Annotated in this window: 22 protein-coding genes and 1 pseudogene; 13 read left to right on the plus strand and 10 right to left on the minus strand. The window is 36.2% G+C overall.

What is annotated here, in order from left to right; translation table 11 throughout:
• From J4N46_RS07215 to J4N46_RS07255, 10 genes and pseudogenes are all read left to right on the plus strand, one after another.
• Positions 1-443 (plus strand): annotated as a pseudogene (locus J4N46_RS07215) (IS1595 family transposase); the annotation flags it as partial.
• 14 nt (positions 444-457) lie between these two features.
• The gene (locus J4N46_RS07220) at positions 458-1123 is read left to right on the plus strand and encodes a hypothetical protein (protein ID WP_208058754.1); all 666 of its coding nucleotides are present in this window, start codon (positions 458-460) and stop codon (positions 1121-1123) included.
• A 37-nt stretch (positions 1124-1160) separates the two neighbouring features.
• Positions 1161-1676: a hypothetical protein gene (locus J4N46_RS07225; RefSeq protein WP_208058919.1), complete on the plus strand. Its 516-nt coding sequence runs from the start codon at positions 1161-1163 to the stop codon at positions 1674-1676.
• Positions 1677-1859: 183 nt separating this feature from the next.
• Positions 1860-2057, plus strand: a complete 198-nt coding sequence (locus J4N46_RS07230; RefSeq protein ID WP_208058755.1) for a hypothetical protein — start codon at positions 1860-1862, stop codon at positions 2055-2057.
• 12 nt (positions 2058-2069) lie between these two features.
• Positions 2070-2603 (plus strand): hypothetical protein, encoded by a 534-nt coding sequence (locus J4N46_RS07235; protein WP_088593065.1) that lies wholly within the window; start codon positions 2070-2072, stop codon positions 2601-2603.
• A gap of 209 nt (positions 2604-2812) precedes the next feature.
• A complete protein-coding gene (locus tag J4N46_RS13010) occupies positions 2813-3070 on the plus strand; it encodes a DUF5675 family protein (RefSeq protein WP_394369235.1) in 258 nt (85 codons plus the stop codon).
• Positions 3015-3260, plus strand: coding sequence for a hypothetical protein (locus tag J4N46_RS07240; RefSeq protein WP_208058756.1), 246 nt, complete (start codon positions 3015-3017; stop codon positions 3258-3260). Before J4N46_RS13010 ends, J4N46_RS07240 begins: the two co-directional genes overlap by 56 nt.
• 11 nt (positions 3261-3271) lie before the next feature.
• Positions 3272-3637, plus strand: coding sequence for a hypothetical protein (locus J4N46_RS07245; protein WP_208058757.1), 366 nt, complete (start codon positions 3272-3274; stop codon positions 3635-3637).
• A 45-nt stretch (positions 3638-3682) separates the two neighbouring features.
• Entirely contained in the window at positions 3683-4156 is a 474-nt protein-coding gene (gene rlmH, locus J4N46_RS07250) for a 23S rRNA (pseudouridine(1915)-N(3))-methyltransferase RlmH (protein ID WP_208058758.1), read from the plus strand.
• A gap of 34 nt (positions 4157-4190) precedes the next feature.
• On the plus strand, positions 4191-5336 hold the full coding sequence (locus tag J4N46_RS07255) for an MFS transporter (RefSeq protein WP_208058759.1): 1146 nt from the start codon (positions 4191-4193) through the stop codon (positions 5334-5336).
• Here J4N46_RS07255 and J4N46_RS07260 read toward each other — a convergent pair.
• The 8 genes from J4N46_RS07260 to J4N46_RS07295 form a co-directional block, all read right to left on the minus strand.
• Positions 5295-6083, minus strand: coding sequence for a lysophospholipid acyltransferase family protein (locus J4N46_RS07260; protein ID WP_009416325.1), 789 nt, complete (start codon positions 6081-6083; stop codon positions 5295-5297). The two genes, J4N46_RS07255 and J4N46_RS07260, sit on opposite strands and share 42 nt — an antisense overlap.
• A 71-nt stretch (positions 6084-6154) precedes the next feature.
• A complete protein-coding gene (locus tag J4N46_RS07265) occupies positions 6155-6673 on the minus strand; it encodes an inorganic diphosphatase (protein WP_009416324.1) in 519 nt (172 codons plus the stop codon).
• A 76-nt stretch (positions 6674-6749) separates the two neighbouring features.
• A complete protein-coding gene (gene creD, locus J4N46_RS07270) occupies positions 6750-8072 on the minus strand; it encodes a cell envelope integrity protein CreD (RefSeq protein ID WP_208058760.1) in 1323 nt (440 codons plus the stop codon).
• 60 nt (positions 8073-8132) lie between these two features.
• Positions 8133-9251 (minus strand): peptidylprolyl isomerase, encoded by a 1119-nt coding sequence (locus J4N46_RS07275; protein WP_208058761.1) that lies wholly within the window; start codon positions 9249-9251, stop codon positions 8133-8135.
• 21 nt (positions 9252-9272) lie between these two features.
• Positions 9273-9845 carry a gliding motility-associated peptidyl-prolyl isomerase GldI gene (gldI, locus tag J4N46_RS07280; RefSeq protein WP_208058762.1) on the minus strand — a complete coding sequence of 191 codons (573 nt, stop codon included), beginning with the start codon at positions 9843-9845 and terminating at the stop codon, positions 9273-9275.
• A complete protein-coding gene (locus J4N46_RS07285; RefSeq protein ID WP_208058763.1) occupies positions 9842-10840 on the minus strand; it encodes a DHH family phosphoesterase in 999 nt (332 codons plus the stop codon). Before J4N46_RS07285 ends, gldI begins: the two co-directional genes overlap by 4 nt.
• Complete coding sequence (locus J4N46_RS07290; RefSeq protein WP_208058764.1) at positions 10840-11787, minus strand: electron transfer flavoprotein subunit alpha/FixB family protein; 948 nt, start codon at positions 11785-11787, stop codon at positions 10840-10842. The genes J4N46_RS07285 and J4N46_RS07290 overlap by 1 nt, the downstream gene beginning before the upstream one ends.
• A gap of 25 nt (positions 11788-11812) precedes the next feature.
• Positions 11813-12550 (minus strand): electron transfer flavoprotein subunit beta/FixA family protein, encoded by a 738-nt coding sequence (locus tag J4N46_RS07295; RefSeq protein ID WP_208058765.1) that lies wholly within the window; start codon positions 12548-12550, stop codon positions 11813-11815.
• Between the two features lie 121 nt (positions 12551-12671).
• On the opposite strand from J4N46_RS07295, the gene J4N46_RS07300 reads away from it, so the two are divergent.
• Positions 12672-13331, plus strand: coding sequence for a class I SAM-dependent methyltransferase (locus J4N46_RS07300; protein ID WP_208058766.1), 660 nt, complete (start codon positions 12672-12674; stop codon positions 13329-13331).
• Positions 13332-13334: 3 nt separating this feature from the next.
• Here J4N46_RS07300 and J4N46_RS07305 read toward each other — a convergent pair whose 3' ends face one another.
• Positions 13335-15851: a TonB-dependent receptor domain-containing protein gene (locus J4N46_RS07305; protein WP_208058767.1), complete on the minus strand. Its 2517-nt coding sequence runs from the start codon at positions 15849-15851 to the stop codon at positions 13335-13337.
• Positions 15852-15926: 75 nt separating this feature from the next.
• Entirely contained in the window at positions 15927-18098 is a 2172-nt protein-coding gene (locus J4N46_RS07310; protein WP_208058768.1) for an endonuclease MutS2, read from the minus strand.
• A gap of 192 nt (positions 18099-18290) precedes the next feature.
• Here J4N46_RS07310 and bshA point away from each other — a divergent pair, with 192 nt between their 5' ends.
• Together bshA and J4N46_RS07320 are read left to right on the plus strand one after the other, a co-directional pair.
• Positions 18291-19421, plus strand: a complete 1131-nt coding sequence (bshA, locus tag J4N46_RS07315; RefSeq protein WP_208058769.1) for an N-acetyl-alpha-D-glucosaminyl L-malate synthase BshA — start codon at positions 18291-18293, stop codon at positions 19419-19421.
• A gap of 155 nt (positions 19422-19576) precedes the next feature.
• Entirely contained in the window at positions 19577-21058 is a 1482-nt protein-coding gene (locus J4N46_RS07320) for an MFS transporter (RefSeq protein WP_208058770.1), read from the plus strand.
• Positions 21059-21067 lie beyond the last annotated feature (9 nt).

Here is a 21067-nt window from a genome sequence, read left to right on the forward strand (position 1 = left end):
CTACTGCTGGAACACTATTTCATAGACTAAAATTTGGGTTACGTAAAGCATTTTTTATATGTTTTGAAATGACAACTACAACTAAAGGGTTATCAGCCTCACAAGTTGCTCGTCGTTATGAAATTAGCCGACAAACAGTACATTATTTTATGCAAAAACTTCGTGAAGCTATGAAATCCAGTGAGTCACAGAAAATGGATGATAGCGTTTAGGTTGATGAATTTACCATAGGAGGAAAAGAGGAAGGAAAACAAGGTAGAAGCTATGACACAAAGAAAAAGAAAGTTCTTTGTGCAATGGAACTTACTGACCGAGGCAAAGTAAAGCGCTTTTACGCACTAAAAATACCTGATTTTTCCTCAAAATCATTACGAACAATATTTGATAAACACATTGATAAGACAGCTTATATAACGACTGATGAATGGAAAGGCTATAAACCAAATATTATAACAAAATGAACAAACTTATCATATTTTTTTGTTGCTCAATTACTTTATTACGCAGTTGTATAACATTAGATAAAGAAGATACTAATATTATAAAGGTAGATAATTACAAAACTGAAAAAATTAAAATAAAAACTATTAATTCCCGAAATAAAAAAATAGAATGGCAAGATATTACTAAAGATCATAATGAGGATAAAATGTTTAGTAATTATGTAGAGATAGACTCTCTAAGTATATTGCTAAGATTTGATAATAATACAAAAACAATTTTAAAAGATAATATAGGAGAACCTTATGATGAAGATAGAGTTCATTATACTTACAAGGGTTATTCAAAAAATATTAATTCTTTTATTGTAGAGTCTAATGCTTATGAAGATCGTAGTTTTTTTCTCTATAGTAAAGAAACTGGAGTACAAAAAGAAATAGATAATATTCCTCATATCTCTACCAAAGGGCAACTTTTATTTACCTATGTTCATACTCCCTTTGCTGAGAATGACTCACTTCCTAATGTATATCTTTATCTTGTAAACAAGAATATAGAACTAATAGCAAAAATTACCACAAAAAAAGAAATAAAAGAATATTTTTGGAAAGACGAACATACCATATTTTTTAAATTTTTTGATCATCAAGTTAATGGAATAAAAATAATAACACAAAGGTAAATTCTATTTTATATTGCATAAATATCTTAAAAAACAAATGAAAAAACAAAAAATGAAATTATTACTTATTAGTTTATTTTTAATAGGGACAGTGAGTTCTTGTGAAAATGTTGTTAATAATAACACTGAAAAAGATCCACTAAATGAATCATTAAGTATCGAATCTGATACCAAAATAAACAATCCACTAGCGAACAAAAAGTTTTATTATTTATATAAAGATGAAGATGATGGAGAACTCTTTCTTGCTGTATACCCATATCTTGAAGACGATTATGATATGGCTAAAATTATTTTTACTGACTCAATGCTTATTGATGGTTGGAATATTATGGAACCATATGAGTGGAAAATAGAAAGGGTTTCCCAACAAGATTCTCTTTTAATCTATCACTTACAAATGATGTATCCAGAAACTCAAGATACTTTTTATTTTAATTATAATGAAAAAAAAGGTATTTTATATAGAAAGGATAGAGATACGACTTATATTTTAATAGATTCTTTAAAGAGTAATAGTGTGAGAAAAGTAAAAGCAGAGTGGATACTATGATTTATATCTCAGTTATGTTCTAAAAAAAAAAAGATAACAGAAACCCTATTTAAGAAAGGAATAGATTTAAATTATTTAGACCCTGATGCAAAAACACAAAACTATTATATAAAGGTAGAAGCCTATGCAGGTAAGAAAGAATCGGGTGCTTTTGAACTTAGTTTTGAAAGTAAGCAAATTGAAGTGAGTAAAAGCCCTGTAAAAGTAGAGGTTGGAGAAGGGAAGAAAGAAGAACCATTAGAAGAAGGGGCTTGCCCATATTGTCGTAAAAAGCATATTGATTTGACAAGTAAGATGACTTTTCAAAATCAAAAAGATAGTACGGGATGTGCAAGAACTTCAAAAGCGATAATTAATGGAAGGATTAATAACATTAGATAAACTAAAGAAACTATGAAAAGAATTATAATACTATTTGTTGCAATCTCAATAATATCTTGTAAAAACAGAGTAAATTATGATAGTTCAACTTACTTAACAGAAGAAGATACAATAAGAGAACCATATAAAAGTCCTATACCTCAAAAAACTAAGTATAACTTAACAAAGTTGTATTATCGTGTTCTCTTTAATGAAGATTGTAGAAGTTTTGAAATAGATACTCTTACTTATGTAGAGATTAAAGATAGTCTTTTAATAGATAAAATATCTATGGATTGGTTTCTTTTAAAAATTAATAAAATAGATACAGTTTCAGGAGTAATAAATATATACATAGGAGAAGAATCTGATTATGAAGATGACCCTATACTATATAAATTTGGTAAGATATATAGTAATAGACATATTTATTATATCAAAAGAAAAGGCAAGTATTTATCTATAACAAATGATGCAATACCAGATAATTCAGATGTTTATATTGAAAAAGAAAAAGTAAAAGATTCAGGATTAAAGTATTATACCTATGAAGATCAAGTGGATTAAAAAGAAGATTCAGAAACACAAAATTATTACATAAAAGTAGAAGCCTACGCAGGCAAGAAAGAATCGGGTACTTTTGAACTTAGCTTTGAAAGTATGCAATTTGAAGTCGGCAACAGCCCTGTAAAAATAGGTGATAGTAAAAGAAAAGAAGAGGAAAAGAAAATTGAAGCTGATAAAGAGTTTTTACCTTTGATCATTTAGAAGGATATATATGTGAACCTTCTGGTCCTGATGAAACAAGGAAGGAACTCGATAAACGTATTCCAGAAGGAACATATAAATTAGTCTGGCACATAAGTGATAATTTTCCTAAATATAAATATAGTCCAAAAATACTCAAAAATGGATTCCCAAAGCTATATAATAAGAATGTCCCTGAAACGAGAGGAATTTTAATACATTCTGGCACTGTTGGAAAACATTCTGTGGGATGTATTTTTGCCTGGAACAAGTGTGGTAAAAAATAAAGAGAATAAGATAATATCTCTGGTTAATAGTAGGTCTATGTTTTTCAAATTTATTGATAAAAAAATAGAAATAAAAGGTATAGAAAAAATAAATGTAACCTTCAAAAATCAAATTGAAGATACATATGATATTGAGTTTGTAGAAAGTATTGAAAACCCATTACCTCCTAAACCTAAGAAAAAGAATTAAGAATTTAATGATTGAAAATAAATATTATGGACAAACGTGTGTATATTTTTTTTACCCTATTTATTATAACTATAATCTCTCACTCTCAGGAGAAATGTGATTTTGACAGTTTTATTAAAAATGAATTTCCCGCAAAAGAAAAAGATTTTATGGAGGGGAAACTAAATTTAAAAAACATCAATATAGGTTTTATTTTCTTTAAACCTATTCGTTATTTAGGTTTTATAGATTCAAAGATTAAAAGAAGAATAGATGTTAAATTTTTAAAAATATCTAAATCAGAAATAAATGATAGTATTTACTTAGCAAAAGGTAAAACTATAGTAGGAAAGAATACAAGACTTTTTGAAGGAAAAATTCAAGGAGCAAAAAGATAAGAAAGCTAGTAATGAATAGTAATAAAAAAATATTAGAAAAATTAAATGAATATTAAGCTTATAGCTATAGGAAAAACCGATAGTGCTGCATTACAGCAGCTTATTAGTACTTACGAAAAAAGATTGGTTCGCTATATTAATTTTGAACTACAGTTACTCCCTGATATTAAAAATAGTAAATCGCTCACTGAGGAGCTGCAAAAAATAAAAGAGGGGGAGCTCATTCTTAGTAATGTAGAGTCTTCTCACTACCTAATTCTTTTAGATGAGCGTGGTAAAGAATATACGTCAGTAACTTTTGCTGATGAACTTCAGAAGAAAATGAATACAAGTATTAAACAGCTTACTTTTGTTATTGGGGGTCCTTATGGTTTTTCTCAGGAGGTATATAATAGGGCTAATGGTAAGTTATCGCTTTCTAAACTTACTTTTTCACACCAAATGATACGGCTCTTTTTTATAGAGCAATTGTATCGTGCTTTTACTATTTTGAGGAATGAGCCTTATCATCATCAATAATTTTTGTATTTTTGCCCGCTTAAAAATAAAAACAATGATAAAAAAATTGTGGCCTTTAGCTATAGGAGGCTTAGCTTTAGGAGCTACCGAGTTTCTAATTATGGGTTTATTGCGTGTAATAGGTGAAGATATGAGCTTGACGGATGCTATTACGGGGAGGTTTATTTCGGCATATGCTATAGGGGTAGTGGTAGGGGCTCCTACGCTCATTGCACTGGCTGCTTCGTACAACCCTAAGAAGATACTATTATTGTTTATGATACTCTTTACACTCTTCAATGGGGTTTCAGCCTTTTCTACCAATTACATTACTTTGTTATTAGCTCGTTTCTTTTCGGGCTTGCCTCACGGTGCTTTCTTTGGGGTGGGGGCTATTGTTGCCAAGCAATTAGCTCCTAAGGGTAAAGAGGCTTTTGCTATCTCAATTATGTTTGCAGGACTTACGGTTGCCAATTTGGTAATGGTGCCGTTACTCACTTATGTGGGTGCTATAATAGGCTGGCGTATGGCGATGGGCTGTGTTTCGGCTTTAGGGCTGCTTACGATGTTGTCTATATTTTTCTTCTTACCTAATGTAGAGCATAAAAGAGATATTGGTGTGAAACGTGAAGTACGTTTGTTCTTTAATCCGAGGTCTTTATTGGTGTTGGCTATTACGGCTTTTGGTTGCGGTGGTCTTTTTGCGTGGTTTAGTTATATACAGCCTTTGATGTTGGAGACGGCTCATATAAGCTCTGATATGAAATCGGTAGTGATGATTGTAGCTGGAGCGGGAATGGTGGTAGGTAACCTATTGGGAGGGTGGCTTACCGACCGCTTATCGCCTATCAAAGCTACTATTTATATCTCGTTATTGCTTATTAGTGTTTTGTTGTTGGTTTTCTTTTTTTCGCATATACAGCCTATAGCGTGGGTACTTACGTTTGTATGTGGTGCAATGTCGATGTCATTAGGTTCGCCGCTTAATATGCTTATTTTTCGCTGCGCACCACAATCAGAGATGATGGGTGCCGCTTTTATGCAAGCAGGCTTTAATACGGCTAATTCTGTTGGTGCTTATGTGGGCGGACTGCCGTTGCTTTATGGGCTTAGTACTAACTATCCTTCACTGATGGGTGCTGGCTTGGCTACTATAGGATTATTGCTTACTTTCTACTTGTGGCGCGTTATTAGGTTCTAATTTTTTTACTTTTAAGAATGATTCGTGTTGTTCTATAGCTATTTCTATTTTAGTAACGATTTCTTCTACGGTATCATTTTCATAATCTATCTGTAAAGGAGGTTTAATAATCATAGATTGTTGAACCCCTTTCTTTTTTATATTGATGCCTTTTTTATCAAACGAACGCCTAAACCCATCAATCACTATAGGCACTACTATGGGTTTGTATTGTTTGATGAGGTGCGCAGTACCTTTGCGGATAGGTTTCCAAGGAGAGGTAGTACCTTGTGGGAAAGTAATCACCCAGCCGTCAGCTAATGCAATGCCTATGTTTTCTACATCGCTTTGGCGTACCTCACGATGTATTTCTTTACCTTTTTCACGCCACGTTCTATTCACAGGAATAGCGCCTGCATAGCCTAATATTTTGGGTAATATCCCCGATTTCATCGTTTCAGAAGCGGCTACGTAATAGATGTTTAGCTTCGGATTCCATAAATAAAACATATTATCAAGGGTATCTTTGCGTCCTTTTAGGCTTGCGTTGAACACGTGATACATAGCGGTAACATCGGCAAAGTATGTTTGGTGATTTGATATAAACATTACGTTCTGAGGGGGTAAAGCACGTATAATGTCCGACCCCTCAATCTTTAGCTGATTGAAACCATCATAACGACTATGGGTTATAATTCCAAATATGCGTATAAGCCATTTTTTAACGAAGAGGAAATGCCCAAAAGGGTCTTTTTTGAATAAAACCATCTGAAGTATCCTTATTATATTAATAAAAATGCCAATGCACATATTTTTGTACATTGGCAACTTTACTGTTTTTAGTTAATTGAGAAGTTTTTACGGCTACCAATATAGCGTTCTTTACACTCGTGGTATATTTTTATTGCTTCTTCAGCATTACCCCAACCGTGTATAGCTACCTTTTTCTTTTCTAAGTCTTTGTATACACTAAAGAAGTGTTCAATTTCCTTGATAAGGTGCGGGTTTAGGTCGCTAAGGTCGTTCATTTTGTTCCAAATAGGGTCTGATACGGGCACACATATTACCTTTTCATCAGGTCCTTTTTCGTCTGCCATATGGAATACGCCTATAGGCTTTACTTCCATCACACAGCCTGGGAAGGTGGGTTCGGTAACCAAGACCAACACGTCTAACGGGTCGGAGTCTAAAGCTAATGATTCTGGTACAAAACCATAATCGGCTGGGTACATCATTGAAGAGAATATCATACGATCGTAACGCACTTTGCGCAAGATAAAATCGTACTCATACTTGTTTCTACTTCCTTTGGGAATCTCAATCAAAACATCAAATGATAGTTCTTTTTTGTCTGACATTTTATTCTTAATTAGTGTTTATTGCTGCAAAAATACAAAATTATTAGCAATTAACAATTATTATAATGTTTTTTTATTATTGAGCTGACCATTCTACCTTGCGTGATACGTACATCACTGTTGCCAAAATAGCGAATAGCCCAATGCTTCCTACTAATAAGGCATAATTTTCAAGCTGAATAATCACGTAAATAAAACCGTATAGCGCTGCCAATGATGCAAATATAAAAGTGGGGAACTTCTTATTCTTCAGTATTGAAATGGAGTACAAACTAATAAGCCCTACAGTCATCAAAGAAGATATAAAGTAAGCAAATGAAAAGCTACTATGTTCAGTAATTGAAATAAGGAGTGTATAGAACAGCACAAGTGCTAAGCCTATCATCGTATACTGAAAAATATGTATTTTTATTTTGCTGATAGATTGTATTAAGAAGAAGATTAAGAAAGTGAGAAATATCACCAAATAACCATATTTAGCAACACGTTCGTTTTGTTGATACTCATCTACAGGGATGATAAAATCTACATCGTAAGTGTATGGTGCTATACTGGGTAACGTGCCAAAGGATTGTTGTGCAAATGGTCGGTTGATGTGCAACACGCGCCACGAAGCGGTAAAACCATTGGCATTAATTTGCTTATCATAAGGCAAGAAATTGCCCATAAAGCTTGGGTTTGCCCAGTTAGAGCTAAGGGTACTCTCGGTAGTCTTTCCTATAGGTACTATTGCTATTTTTTTGCTTCCATCGTATTGTATTGAAAATTCAAATGAAGGATTGGCTAAGAACTCTTGGAAGTTGATAAATCCTGTTTCTAAGGATGCTACATCGTCATTATTATCATCGTAATAGCGCTCATCATTATTGCGTTGTTCGTAAATAGGTTCAAAGGGGTAGTCTTTGCCACCTAATTTGATAGTAACACCATTTTTAATACTTGCCAAGTTGGTAGTTCTGATAAGAATAGTTGCTTTGTTCCACTCAATATGCTCATTAGCGATTCCTTTAGTGCTAAAATCGGGGGCTATATAATTACCCGAAAAATCCATAGTAGCATTAAAAACTACTGTTTCATAGTTGTTGCGCTTTTTTGTTTCAGTTTTTACGTTTGATGTATTTTTTAGTACTTCGGGAAAGAAATAAGCATATCTTATTTCAAATGTGTTATTATCATATACTTTATAAGGGATTTTTAAGATAGGACCATAGAAGAAAACCTCGCCTCCCCATTTATTAGCAATTTCATTCACTACCGATTCTTGCCTTTCTTTGCGTTCGCTTACTAAGTTCTGTACGAATAAAAGCGGAATAAGCAATACTAAGGTTAATAAGCCTATAAGTATCAGTCTAAAGGTATTAGACTGGAATAAATTGTTTGTTGTTTTATCTGTATCCATAATATGAAGAATTAAAATTATAAGAGGCTGTCAATACAAAACCAACAGCCTCTTGGTAGATTATTTTGCAATATCAGTAATTTCTATATCAAATACTAAGTTGCTATTAGGAGGGATAACACCATCTGCCCCTGCTTCGCCATAACCTAAAGATGATGGAATAAATACACGTATTTTATCACCTACTTTCATTGTGAGAAGTGCTTCTTTAAAGCCTGGTATAAGTCCTGCTGATGGAGTGTAAGGGAATGGTATAGGTTTGTAACCATTTTGTCTGTCACGCAATGCGTTGTATTTACCAAATTGTTCTTCAACTTCTTTGATATTCGAATCAAAAAGAGTACCATTTTGCAAATACCCAGCATAATTTACTAAAACTAATTGGTTTTTTTGTGGTTTTTCACCACTGCCTTGTACTACACTTAGTATTTTGATTCCTGAAGGCAACGCTTTTAGTTCGGCTTCTTGTTTTTTAAACTCTTCATTAAGTATTTTTGCAGCCTCAATACCTTTTGATTTTCGTACCTCTATGATTTTAAAGTAGTTGTTAAACACTTCTACAGCATTAAACGCTTTAGCGTCTTTACCATTTGCTATAATAGTAATTTTTTTGATTTTAATGTCTTTTTTAGGACGATTTCTTTCATCGCGAGGAGCTTTAGCAATAATATCTATCACCTCATCGCCTTTTACAGTTTCTCCAAAAACAGCGTGTCTACCATCTAAGTGTGGGGTAGGTACTTGGGTAATGAAAAACTGGCTACCATTAGTGTCAGCTCCAGAATTAGCCATAGATAAAATCCCCTTTTTGCTGTGTTTTAAGTTAGGGTCAAACTCATCTTCAAAACGATAACCAGGATCGCCCATACCTGTACCTGTAGGGTCGCCACCTTGTATCATAAAGCCGTCTATCACACGGTGGAAGATAGTACCTTCATAAAAAGGTTTCCCTTTGTATTCCTTTTTTACGAAGTTGTTTTTGCCTTCGGCTAAAGTTACAAAATTTGCCACTGTTACAGGAACTTCTTTGTAATTTAGTTTTACTACTATGTTTCCTTCAGTAGTTTCTATATCAGCAAAAAGCCCATCACCTAAGTCTTTGTATGCTTTTTTCTGCGAACTACAACTAAAAAACACAAACATTGCTGATAGCAATGCAATAAAATTCATTCTTCTCATATGCTTATTTTTAATTATTACTTATTCAGGCCGGGGGAGTACTTTCTCTTGGTTCTTTTCTATCTTAAATACCTCTATTTTGGCTATGATAGGCTGATTATAACTAATTTTATCTTTATCGCCACGATAACCATATGCCACACTAGAAGGAAAAAAGAAAACACCACTTTCTTGTTCTTTCAGCAATTTTAATGCCGAACGCAAACCTTGAAAGAGTTCTTCTTTATCTACATAGTATTTATATTCTCCATCTGGTTTTTCCTGATACAACTCATTACCTTCCAAATCAGAAAGGCTATAGTCATAAGTAACTATGTCACCAAACTGTGCTGTATAAGTAGCAGTTGCATTTTTGGTAAGGTAATAGAACTTAAAACCGTGTTGTGAATCTATAAAAGTATGTATGGTATCTTTAGCTATAATAGCCTCTATTTGAGCTTGTTCTGATGCCAATAAGGCTTTGTTTTTAGCTGCCGATTCCTTCAAAAAAGTACTTGTCTTTTTTGTTATGGGGTGTCGTGCTTGATGATCACCACAAGCACTCAGTGCGAGGGTAACTACACTTCCTAAGATGATTTTTTTTAATATATTCATTTAATAAACTGTGGTAATACGTTTCTAAAATAAGCTACTGCCTCAGCCATATTGCCGTCATATCTACCGCCTGCAGCATTCTGATGCCCACCTCCATTGAAGTGTTCACGCGCCAAAATATTTACATCTACATCTCCTTTAGAACGCAATGACATCTTTACGTAGTTTCCTTCCTGAATAAAGATAACAGCCAATACTGCATCTTTAATAGTAAGTCCGTAATTTACAAACCCTTCTGTATCACCTTTCCTAAAGTTATGCTGTTGTAATTCGTCAGCTGTAAGGGTTATATAGGCTGTGTGATATTCAGGCAAATAAATCAAATTCTTCAGTGCTACACTTAATAGCTGTAAACGATCATAAGAGTTGGTATCATATACATTAGTATTTATAAGGCTGTTATCAGCTCCTTTATCTACAAGGGCAGCCGCTACTCTTAGAGTTTCGCTGGTAGTAGTGGGATATTTAAAATTACCTGTATCGGTCATCAAGCCTGTATATAGGCAAGTAGCTATATTACTGTCAATAAGTTCTTTATCACCCATAGCTTCTATAAAAGCATAAACCATTGCACAAGTAGAACTTTCTTCAGGAGATGAAAAAGTTACTTGCGCGTAGTCATCGGGCTCTAAGTGGTGATCTATCATTACAAAAGCAGCCTTGTGCTCTTCTAACAAAGGTGTAAGCCCATCAGCACGTTTTAGATTATTAAAGTCGAGTGTAAAGATAAGTGAGCTGCTTTGTAATTGTTGCTGTGCCTTTTCGGGGGTACTGTCATACACTACAATTTCTTGAGCTGCAGGTAACCACTTCAAAAAGTTTGGAAAATCATTAGGAGATACTACAGTAGCATCATATCCCTTGTTTTTTAGGTAAATACAAAGCCCCAAACAACTCCCTATGGCATCACCATCGGGGTTTTTATGAGGAATAATGCTTATTTTAGGTTGAGCCTGTAAGAGTGTTTTTACAGCAGCTATTTTAGTAGAGTTCATTATAATTTAGCTTTTAATTTTTCTATTAGTTTGGGTACTATTTCAAAAGCATCACCTACAACACCATAGTCGGCAGCTTTAAAGAAAGGAGCTTCAGGGTCGGTATTGATAACCAATTTCACTTTAGAAGCGTTTACTCCTGCTAAGTGCTGAATGGCTCCTGAAATACCTACTGCAATATACAAATTAGGAGCAATAGGCTTTCCTGTTTGTCCCACGTGCTCAGAATGAGGTCTCCAGCCCATATCAGCTACGGGTTTAGAGCAAGCTGTAGCTGCTGCTAATGTTTGTGCCAACTCTTCTATCATTTTCCAGTTTTCAGCTCCTTTTAGTCCACGACCTCCTGATACTACTACTTGCGCATCGTCTAATGATATTTTATTGCCCAACTTTTCGGTAGCAATAACTTCTATATCAAAATCCTCTGCTGTAAGGGTAGGAGCAAAGGGTACTACCGTAGCTTCAGCAGTATTTTGCTGGGGAGCAAAAGCATTGTTGGCAAGACTTATGATTTTTATAGGTGTTGTAATTTTTTCAAGTGTGATGGCTTTATTGCTAAAAGCGTTACACTTCAGTACAAAGTTACTATCGGGTAGTGAAATTACATTATTGGCATACCCAGCTTGTAGCCTGATAGCCAATAGCGGTGCAATGCTTTTAGCGGCTAACGAACTACTGAATATCACCGTTGTAGCCTGTGTTTGTTCAATAGCTTGGGTAAGTATATGCGCTATGGCTTTAGCCGAAAAGTGTACCAAACGTGGCTCCTTTACTGCAAATATTTTATCTACTCCATAGTTGCCTAATATTTCAGTATCATTAGCATTGATAGTTATGGCAGCTACTGTTGTATTTTGCTCAGTAGCGAGTGTTTTGGCATAAGTAGCTACCTCATAGGCAGTTTTTTTTATCTTCCCCTCTTCTGTATCTATATATATAAGAATCATCTTTTCTATTTTTGAATGTTGTTAATTATCTGTTGCTCAAAATTACTTCTGCCAAAGTATCTATATCATTAGCATCAATCATTTTGATAGCTTGTTTGGCTGGTAGTTTTTCAAAACCTTCAGTTGTTACACGCTCTGGAGCACTTTCGGCAGGTAGTACATTAATCACCTTAGTGCGGGCAGCCATTAGGTTACGCATATTAGGAATGCGAAGGTCGCGCTCAAGGGTAATCCCTTTTTGTCCGCCAACTACCAGCGGTAGGGCTGCTTTTATCTTTTCTTTACCACCATCTATTTCGCGTTCGGCAGTGGCAGTGTTGCCTTCTATTTCCAATCCTACACATTGGTTAATAAATGGATAATTTAGCAAAGCTGCTATATACCCACCTACTTTACCACCATTGTAATCAATAGACTCTTTTCCTGCCAAAACAAGGTCATAATTACCCTCTTTGGCTATTTTTGCCAATTGGGTAGCCACCATAAGAGCATCGGTGGGTGAGGCATCTACGCGTATAATATCGTCAGCACCCACTGCTGAGGCTTTGCGCAATACAGGTTCGGTTTCTGCAGTACCTACATTGGCTATAGTTACGCTACCGCCTAATTTTTCTTTTAGTAAGATTGCCTTTGTAAGGCAAAACTCATCATTGGGGTTGATGACAAATTGTACCCCAGACGGGTCAAACTTGCGTAAATCACTTGTAAAGTTTATTTTAGAAGTAGTATCGGGGACACTACTGATGCATACTAATATTTTCATATGTTATAATACTACTAGTTTTGAACGGGTAAAATTACAGCTTTTTGCGCTAATGAACAAACTATTTTATAAAAAAAATGTATCTTTGCAGCCTAACTAATTGAAAATCTAATATAAAGCAATGAACCCTCCTGTTGATGATATGCGCCTTTTAGGGCAATTATTGCGATGCCCTATAGGCGAAAAAGCGCAAGAAGTGGGCGATTATCTCTTCGCCTCTAATAGCCAAATGATTTATACTACTATTGATAGTTTGATTCTTCATCCTAATATAAAGCTGCTCGAAATAGGTTTTGGCAATGGCAAACACTTGCCTTATTTGTTTGCTAAAGAAGCTGATTTACAATATTTAGGGGTTGAGATTTCGGTAGCTATGGTAGCTGAAGCTATTGCTAATAATCGCCAAAGGATGGAAGAGGGGCGTGTTTCTTTTTGTCAAACTGCTCCTGATGAACTACCTATGCAGGAAGCTCCTTTTGAGTTGTGTTTTTCAGTAAATACAATTTACTTTATTGATGATTTGCTGAGCTATTGTGCGGATATTTATCAACTGCTTGCTGTTGGGGGTAGAATAACATTTACTTTTATTGATAAAGCTGTATTAGAGAAAGCCCCTTTTGCTAAAGAAGGTTTTCGGCTATATACTCCTGAAGAAATAGCTCAATTATTTATGCAAGTGGGTTTTAAGGTTGTTACTCAAAAATCTTTTCAGGAAGTGTTACCTACCAAAAGCGGTAAAGAAATCACCCGCTACTATTGGGTAGTAACGGGTGATAAATAAATCTTACCAAGTGTAAGTAATACCTCCTACAAAATTACGCCCTACACCGGGAATAAAGTTTGTTTTATCAGCAATTGTAGGGCGTGGATTGAATACTCGCATTCCCATACGTGCTGGAGGTGGTGTAACTTGGTCTTGTATCAGGTAGCTTGAGGCATATACCTTGTCTAATAAGTTATTGGCTTGGAAAAACAGTGTCCAATTACCTCTCTTAAGTCCTATTTTAGCCCCTAATAGCTCATAAGGGTCTTGATAGTAAGTATTTTTATGGTCTGTAGGAGTTTTGGTGGGCAGTGCTTCTACATTCACTTCGGCAAAAAAGCCTGTAGGGTGCTTATAGTCTAACGCTCCATAAAGGTAGTGGGTGGGGATACCTGCTATTTGGTTTCCTTTTAGGGCTCCTCCGTCAAAAATGAAATCACTATAGTTATAATTTACAAAAAGCGTAAAGCTATCGCCTTTGCTGCTAAATATGTTTTTCGCAAAGGTAGATTGCAGAGCAGCTTCTACCCCTCGGTGTACTGTACCATAAGGAGCATTTACGGTAATACCATTAATGCCTATTTCACCATCGGTAAGGGTGAATATTTCATCTTTCACCCAAGAATAATATGCACTCACATTCCACACAAAAACATCTGTAATATTACCTTTAGTGCCTATTTCGGCAGTTTGTGCTTTTTGTGCTTTTAGCTCAAAAGCTCCTATGTCTTTAGCACTTGAGTTGGCATTGCTACTATTAGGGAAGAGCACACGGGTACCGCTCATTGTTGCTCCCCCTGTGAGGCGAATGATTTCTAAGAATGTAGGAGGTTCATAACTCCAGCTGTAATTGCCATACACTTGTGCATTTTCGCTAAATTTGTAAATAATACCTGCCTTGGGGTTTACTGCACTATATTTATATTTGTTATCTAATTTTCTTACAGGTGCCGGACTTTGCACGCGGCGTAGGTTATTCCCTGCAAAAAACGACATAGGGCGTGAAGAGGCGTCGTATAGGTCTTCTATTTTGCGTGTATCATAGCTAGCTTGTACTCCTGCATTTACCCAAAACTTATCAGTAATGCGATATACATCTGAAAGATGTGCTACAGCGTGGTCTGACAAAAGGTCTTGTTTAGCAAACAAAGCCCCAAAATTGCCTTGCTCATTGATGTTGCGCAGCTGGTGCATTTTTCCCTGACTAAGATGTACGCCCACTGATAAGTCATTTTTAGATGTATTGTATTCGTAGGTAAGGCGAATACCATAATCGTTGTTGTAATCGTGGCGTATATTGGTAGCTATAGGGTACACAAAAGCGTCATCGGCGTATTGATAGTATAAGGTGGCTGTGAGCAAGCTGTTAGGACTAAAACGATAAGCCGATTTGCTGCCAAATCTCGCTATTTTACTACTGCGGTTGGGTTTGTCGCGTACCACATTAGGTCCAAAAGCATAAGGAGCAGTGAGTTTAGGTGCTGCGTTTATTTGTCGACTATTGCTCTCGTATTGTTGGCGAGTAAGTGGACCTGGTATATCAAAATACAAATCGGTGAATGAGGCGTATAAACGGCTTTCAAACTTTTGGGTAAATTGTCGTCCTACGTTTAGCAAAGCATTAAATCGCTTAGAACTATTGTAGGTGCGATAACCATTGCTTTTGCTGTAAGAAGTAGATACAAAACCGTCATTCTTGCCCGATGTAAAACCTGATGACAAGCTACTATTGAAGTAATTGAAGCTACCAGCTTCCATTTTTACACTTAGTGGTGAAGCGTTATAGCCGTTTTTGGTTACGAAGTTCATAGCCCCTCCAAGCGTAGCCCCTCCGTATTCCATAGCATTAGCTCCTCGATACACTTCCACCAAATTAGAAGCTTGAGGCTCTAATACGCCTATAATGTACGAACCATCGGCAAAGTTGATAGGAATACCATCTTGGTATAAGGCTACCCCTCTTGATTGTGGGTTACTTTGTATTCCTGACCCTCTGATGTTAAGGCGTGGCTGGTCGTTACCGCCAAAAAACTCTTGTATAATAACCCCTGGCTGACGTACTAAGGCATCTTTAAGGGTTTGCGAACGCTTTTCTGATAAATCTTTCAGGTTGGCAATGTTAGTACCTCCAGGTACTTTGTCTAATTTTTTGCGCGAAAGAGCTTCCGAATTGGCTATCAAGCTAGGATTGTCGCTCACTACCACTTCATCAAGGGTGATGGCTTCTTTGGGTAACGACAAATCTACATAGGTAATGCGGTTTTCATTGTTCTGAAGCACTACTTTTACCGTCTGCTTCTCAAAACCTTCTTTGATGATTTCCAATATCACCTCTTTTCCTTCGGGAGTAAAACTCAATGAGTAGGCACCTTGCTCATTGGTATAAGCCGTAATGTTGGGCTGCTGTTGCAAGCGTACTATTACCCCTGCAACTGCAAATTTGGTTTCATCGGTTACCATTCCTTTTATCTTGTGCTGTTGCCCAAATAACAAAGGACTTATCACAAGCATAACCATTAATGATAATTTTTTAAACATAAGATTGTAATTTGTTAATTTAGAATGGTGCAAAATTAACAATTTAATTTGAATCTACAAGTTGAAAAGATTTTTTTATTTTATTTTTTGAACCAGCTCCAGCTCGTCTATGGCTACTGTAGTGGTAAACATTCCGTAGTTTAGCAAGGCTTTTCCTTTTTCTATTTTATCTATAGTCCCTACACTCTTGCTGTCCTTTATGCGTACGCGGTCGCCAACGGCAAGGGCACGCTGTAGTTTTTCTTTGCTGGCGCGCTCTTGGGCAAGACGCTCTTTCTTTTCTTCCTTGCGCTGCTGCCTGATAGTTTCCATTTGCTGATGCACTTCTTTTTCAGTAGCCTTTTTTTCTTCTTTTTGTTGGGTGCGTTGTTCTTTGTCCACCGCTTTTCGTTTAGCATTTTCGGTTTCTATCAAGCGTAATATTTCGGCTATTAGCGGTCGGCGTTTGCCATCGTAAAAATATCGTTCGGCTAACTGGTCTACTTTGTTACCTAGTGTAATCATACGTTGGCTTTGGTCGTATAACTCTTGATAATTGATGAGCTTGTTTTTTACTTTGCTATTGAGCTCTTCTAATCGTTTGGCTTCTTCGCGTGCTTTAACTTCTTCATCTTTGAGGGTTTCGGCTGTTTTTTCCATACGAGAGCGTTCCTTTTGTAGCTTGGCAATAGTGGCATCAAAACGCACTTTGCTTTTTTCTATTTTCTTTTTAGCTCGGTTGATAAGCGCATAAGGAATACCATTTTTCTGTGCTACTTCAAAGGTGAACGAGCTACCCGCTTCACCTATGATAAGCTTGTAAATAGGCTCTAAAGTTTTGTCGTTGAAGAGCATATTGGCATTAGAAGCGTGAGGAAGTTCATCGGCAAGTATTTTCAGATTGGTGTAATGGGTTGTAATTACGCCAAAAGCCTTGCGGTCGTAAAATTCTTCTAAAAATATTTCGGCTAAAGCACCACCTAATTCGGGGTCGCTACCTGTACCAAACTCATCTATCAAAAATAGAGTACGATTGTTGCACTTTTTCAAAAAGTAGTTCATATTTTTTAGTCGGTAGCTATAAGTACTGAGGTGATTTTCAATAGACTGGTTGTCGCCTATATCGGTGAGTACGTATTGGAATAAACACATTTTGGAGCGATAATGTACGGGTACTAACATTCCGCTTTGCAACATTAGCTGCAATAGCCCAATTGTCTTCAGGGTGATACTCTTTCCACCTGCATTAGGTCCTGAAATTACGATGATGCGATTTTCATCGTTCAAGCGAATGGTTTGTGGGTAAGTAGTAGCTCCTTTTTTGGCATTGCTAAGGTATAGCAAAGGGTGGTAGGCATCACGTAATACAAGTTCACGTTCTTGAGTGATTTCGGGCAAAATAGCGTGCATTTGGTGAGCGTATTTTGCTTTGGCATAGATAATATCAATAGCTGTGATATAGCGTTGATAGTCCTTTAACACTTGTGTAAAGCCACTTAAGAAAGCCGTAAGTTCTTGTAGAATGCGTTGCACTTCTTGATGCTCATCATACAACAAGTTTGATAATTCGCGTGAATAGTGTTCCGTTTGTTGAGGCTCTATATATACAATACTTCCCGTTTTTGAGCTCCCCAATAGTGTACCTTGCACTTTACGGCGGTACATAGCTTTTACAGCTAGAACGCGCTTGTTATCTACTATAGTTTCGCGTATATCATCAAGATAATCAGCGGCGTTGTATTCGGCTAAAGCACGATTAAAGCTGTCGTTTATTTTACCTTTCAACACGCTCAGACTATGGCGTATCTCGGTAAGAGCTGGTGAAGCATCATTTTTTATTTCGCCGTATTTATCTATTATTTTTTCAATAGCTTCGGTAATTTCGGGGGCGTACTGAATGCTATCAGAAGTTTCCCATAGGGTAGGGTATAGGTCATCAAACCTACGGAAAAAAGTGATATGAGTGTGAGTTACCTCGCTAATGCGGTGTATTCTTTGGATAGCTTGAGTTTCGAGGATAGCGTTTTCTATAGCTAATAGTTTGATTTCGTTGATGATACTCTCTGCGTAATGTGAGGGTATGGTATTGTTATTTTCAAACGAAGAAGCATACTCATTAGTTTGATCAAGGGCAAGGAGCAGAGCATCTTCGTCATCAAAAGGCTGAATGCGCAAGGCGTATTTTTTACCAAGTGAGGTAGTGCAAAGTTCGGCTATTTGTGAGAGTACTGTGTTGAATTCTAAATCTTCGTATGTTTTTTTATTCATTTTATAGTCAAATTTGGGCTGCAAAGATATAAAATAATGTTTAATTTTATCCTTCGCTCAACCTTCGCTCATCCTTCGCTCATCCTTCGCTGAAGGTTCGGTAGAGAACAATTGGAAAAATTGTGAATTATGAAATTTGAATTGGCGGTCATTTGTTATTATTTTGTATCTTTGCCGAAAAAATATTAAACGATGAATATAGCCATTGTATGTTATCCTACCTTTGGGGGAAGTGGTGTAGTAGCTACCGAATTGGGGCTTGCCTTAGCCCGCAAAGGACATCAAGTACATTTTATTACTTATAGTTATCCTGTGCGGTTGGATTTTTTGGAGGTGAATATTCACTTTCACGAGGTACACGTAGAGGAATATCCTCTGTTTCACTATCAACCCTATGAGTTGGCGCTCTCTACGAAAATGGTATATGTAGTAAAAACTTATAACATAGATATATTGCACGTACATTATGCTATTCCGCACGCTTATGCTGGCTATATGGCAAAACAGATGCTGAAGCGGGAGGGGATTGAACTTCCGATGATAACTACGCTTCACGGTACAGATATTACTTTGGTGGGTAGTCACCCCAATTACAAAGAAGCGGTAACGTTTAGTATTAACGAATCTGATGGAGTAACTGCAGTATCGGAAAGTTTGAAGCGTGATACGCTTAGGTTGTTCAATATAGATAGGGAGATAGATGTTATCCCAAATTTTATTAGTTTGAAGAAACATACAGAGCCTAAAGAGTGTAAACGTTCGGTAATGGCACACCCTGATGAGCGTATTATTACTCATATTAGTAATTTTAGAAAGGTGAAGCGAGTGGAGGATGTGGTGCGTGTATTTGCTAAAATACAAGAAAAAATACCTGCTAAACTCATAATGGTGGGTGATGGGCCTGATCGTGAAATAGCAGACCAATTGTGTAAGAATTTGGGGATTAAGAAACGTGTATTGTTTTTGGGTAATACTTCGGATATAGAGCAAATATTGTGTTTTTCTGATTTGTTTCTGTTACCCTCAATGTCGGAGAGCTTTGGTTTGTCGGCTTTAGAGGCTATGGTAGCAGGGGTGCCAGTGGTATCGAGTAATGCAGGGGGTATCCCCGAAGTGAATGAAGAGGGAGTATCGGGCTTTTTGTGCGAGGTGGGTGATATAGATACAATGGCAGCACGAGCTTTGTATATACTTGAAGATGAAGCGCGTTTGAAGGAGTTTAAAAAAGGAGCTCTTGAGGTAGCAAAACGTTTTGATGAGGAAAAGATTGTTCCGATGTATGAGGCATTGTATTTTGATGTTATACATAAAAAGATACAATAGTATTATAAATATTATATATTATTGATAATCAAATGTATAAAAAATAGCTTATTAAAAAAATCAATTTTTATTTCTCTTTTTTTCGTTTTTATTTTTGAGAATAAAAAAAAGTTAATACATTTGCCTGAAAATTCAATTTTAAAATATAATAAATAATGAGTTCTGAGACATCACTGCGTACGTCACATTTTGTACTTACGCTAAACACATTAGCTTTTGCCATTTGCTTTGCCTGTTGGACACTTAATGGAGTGTTGGTTACCTATTTGGTAGATAATGGTATTTTTAATTGGAGTGTAGTAGAAACAGGTTGGCTATTGGGCTTACCTATTTTATCAGGATCTATATTCCGTCCTTTAATGGGAATGCTAACAGATAAATACGGTGGAAAACCTGTATTTAGTACATTGCTTATTTTCTGTGCAATTCCTTTCTTTTTAATGTACTTCGTAAATTCCTATTGGATGTACTTTATTTTGAGTATTCTTTTTGGTATGGTGGGTACAGGTTTTGCAGTAGGGGTAGCTTTCACCTCAGTATGGTATCCTAAAAACTGGCAAGGGCGTGCATTGGGTATTTTTGGTATGGGTAATGCTGGTGCTGCACTTACTACTTTTTTGGCACCTACACTTTTAAAGTGGCTTACAGATAATAATGAGAATTTAGAAGGGTGGCGCTGGCTACCTATAATTTATGGTATTGTAATTTTGGTAATGGGCTTGGCTTTTTTACTTTTTACTAAGAATAAGAAGGCAGCACAAGCTCCTAAATCTGTACATCAGATGCTTACACCACTTAAATCAACAAGGGTATGGCGATTTGGGTTGTACTATTTCTTGGTATTTGGTTTGTTTGTAGCTTTCTCACAATGGTTGTTACCTTATTATATCAATGTATACAGTACTTCTTTGATATTAGGAGGTATGCTTGCTTCTGCATTTAGTTTGCCAAGTGGGGTGATTAGAGCTTTAGGAGGTTACTTATCAGATAAATTTGGGGCACGTGCAGTAATGCATTGGGTACTGCTTTCATCTCTTGTTATTGGAGGCTTGTTGATGCTTCCCAAGATGGAGATTCTAACTCCAGGTAAGGGGGTTGCTTCGCCTAAAAATACGACAGTAGAAAAAGTAGAAAACAATAGTATTACCTTACAAGGGGTGGATAAACCTTTTGTTTTAAAAGAAAAGCCCGAAATACGCGATGAGAATAATATATTTCCTAAATCATACTCTTGGCAAGAAGCTTTGGTGAAAGATAACCAAGCGGTGAAGAAAAAAGAGGTGATAGCGCAAGGGGTTACACTTATTAAATTTGAGGCTCATATATGGGTATATACTATTTTGGTAATCCTCATTGGTATTATGTGGGGAATAGGTAAAGCGGCTGTATACAAATATATACCAGAATACTTCCCTAATGAGGTAGGTATCGTAGGAGGTATGGTAGGCCTGATAGGGGGTCTTGGAGGATTCATAGGACCTATTTTGTTTGGTTACTTGCTTGATTTCTCTGGCTTATGGACAAGCTCTTGGATATTTGTATTCCTTACTTCGGCAGCGTGCTTGTATTGGATGCACCGTACAATTAACAAACTAAATAAGAAAGCAGCCCCAGAGTTGCAAGATAAGATAGAATAATTAAAGACT

It is taken from the genome of Capnocytophaga bilenii, from assembly GCF_017565765.1.
Classification (GTDB): Bacteria; Bacteroidota; Bacteroidia; order Flavobacteriales; family Flavobacteriaceae; genus Capnocytophaga; species Capnocytophaga bilenii.

What these genes read in the sequence shown, in the direction of transcription:
- J4N46_RS07220 (WP_208058754.1), top strand. Translation starts at nt 458, where the DNA reads ATGAACAAACTTATCATATTTTTTTGTTGCTCAATTACTTTATTACGC.
- J4N46_RS07225 (WP_208058919.1), top strand. Translation starts at nt 1,161, where the DNA reads ATGAAAAAACAAAAAATGAAATTATTACTTATTAGTTTATTTTTAATA.
- J4N46_RS07235 (WP_088593065.1), top strand. Translation starts at nt 2,070, where the DNA reads ATGAAAAGAATTATAATACTATTTGTTGCAATCTCAATAATATCTTGT.
- rlmH (WP_208058758.1), top strand. Translation starts at nt 3,683, where the DNA reads ATGAATATTAAGCTTATAGCTATAGGAAAAACCGATAGTGCTGCATTA.
- J4N46_RS07255 (WP_208058759.1), top strand. Translation starts at nt 4,191, where the DNA reads ATGATAAAAAAATTGTGGCCTTTAGCTATAGGAGGCTTAGCTTTAGGA.
- J4N46_RS07260 (WP_009416325.1), bottom strand. Translation starts at nt 6,083, where the DNA reads ATGGTTTTATTCAAAAAAGACCCTTTTGGGCATTTCCTCTTCGTTAAA.
- J4N46_RS07265 (WP_009416324.1), bottom strand. Translation starts at nt 6,673, where the DNA reads ATGTCAGACAAAAAAGAACTATCATTTGATGTTTTGATTGAGATTCCC.
- creD (WP_208058760.1), bottom strand. Translation starts at nt 8,072, where the DNA reads ATGGATACAGATAAAACAACAAACAATTTATTCCAGTCTAATACCTTT.
- J4N46_RS07275 (WP_208058761.1), bottom strand. Translation starts at nt 9,251, where the DNA reads ATGAGAAGAATGAATTTTATTGCATTGCTATCAGCAATGTTTGTGTTT.
- gldI (WP_208058762.1), bottom strand. Translation starts at nt 9,845, where the DNA reads ATGAATATATTAAAAAAAATCATCTTAGGAAGTGTAGTTACCCTCGCA.
- J4N46_RS07285 (WP_208058763.1), bottom strand. Translation starts at nt 10,840, where the DNA reads ATGAACTCTACTAAAATAGCTGCTGTAAAAACACTCTTACAGGCTCAA.
- J4N46_RS07290 (WP_208058764.1), bottom strand. Translation starts at nt 11,787, where the DNA reads ATGATTCTTATATATATAGATACAGAAGAGGGGAAGATAAAAAAAACT.
- J4N46_RS07295 (WP_208058765.1), bottom strand. Translation starts at nt 12,550, where the DNA reads ATGAAAATATTAGTATGCATCAGTAGTGTCCCCGATACTACTTCTAAA.
- J4N46_RS07300 (WP_208058766.1), top strand. Translation starts at nt 12,672, where the DNA reads ATGAACCCTCCTGTTGATGATATGCGCCTTTTAGGGCAATTATTGCGA.
- J4N46_RS07305 (WP_208058767.1), bottom strand. Translation starts at nt 15,851, where the DNA reads ATGTTTAAAAAATTATCATTAATGGTTATGCTTGTGATAAGTCCTTTG.
- J4N46_RS07310 (WP_208058768.1), bottom strand. Translation starts at nt 18,098, where the DNA reads ATGAATAAAAAAACATACGAAGATTTAGAATTCAACACAGTACTCTCA.
- bshA (WP_208058769.1), top strand. Translation starts at nt 18,291, where the DNA reads ATGAATATAGCCATTGTATGTTATCCTACCTTTGGGGGAAGTGGTGTA.
- J4N46_RS07320 (WP_208058770.1), top strand. Translation starts at nt 19,577, where the DNA reads ATGAGTTCTGAGACATCACTGCGTACGTCACATTTTGTACTTACGCTA.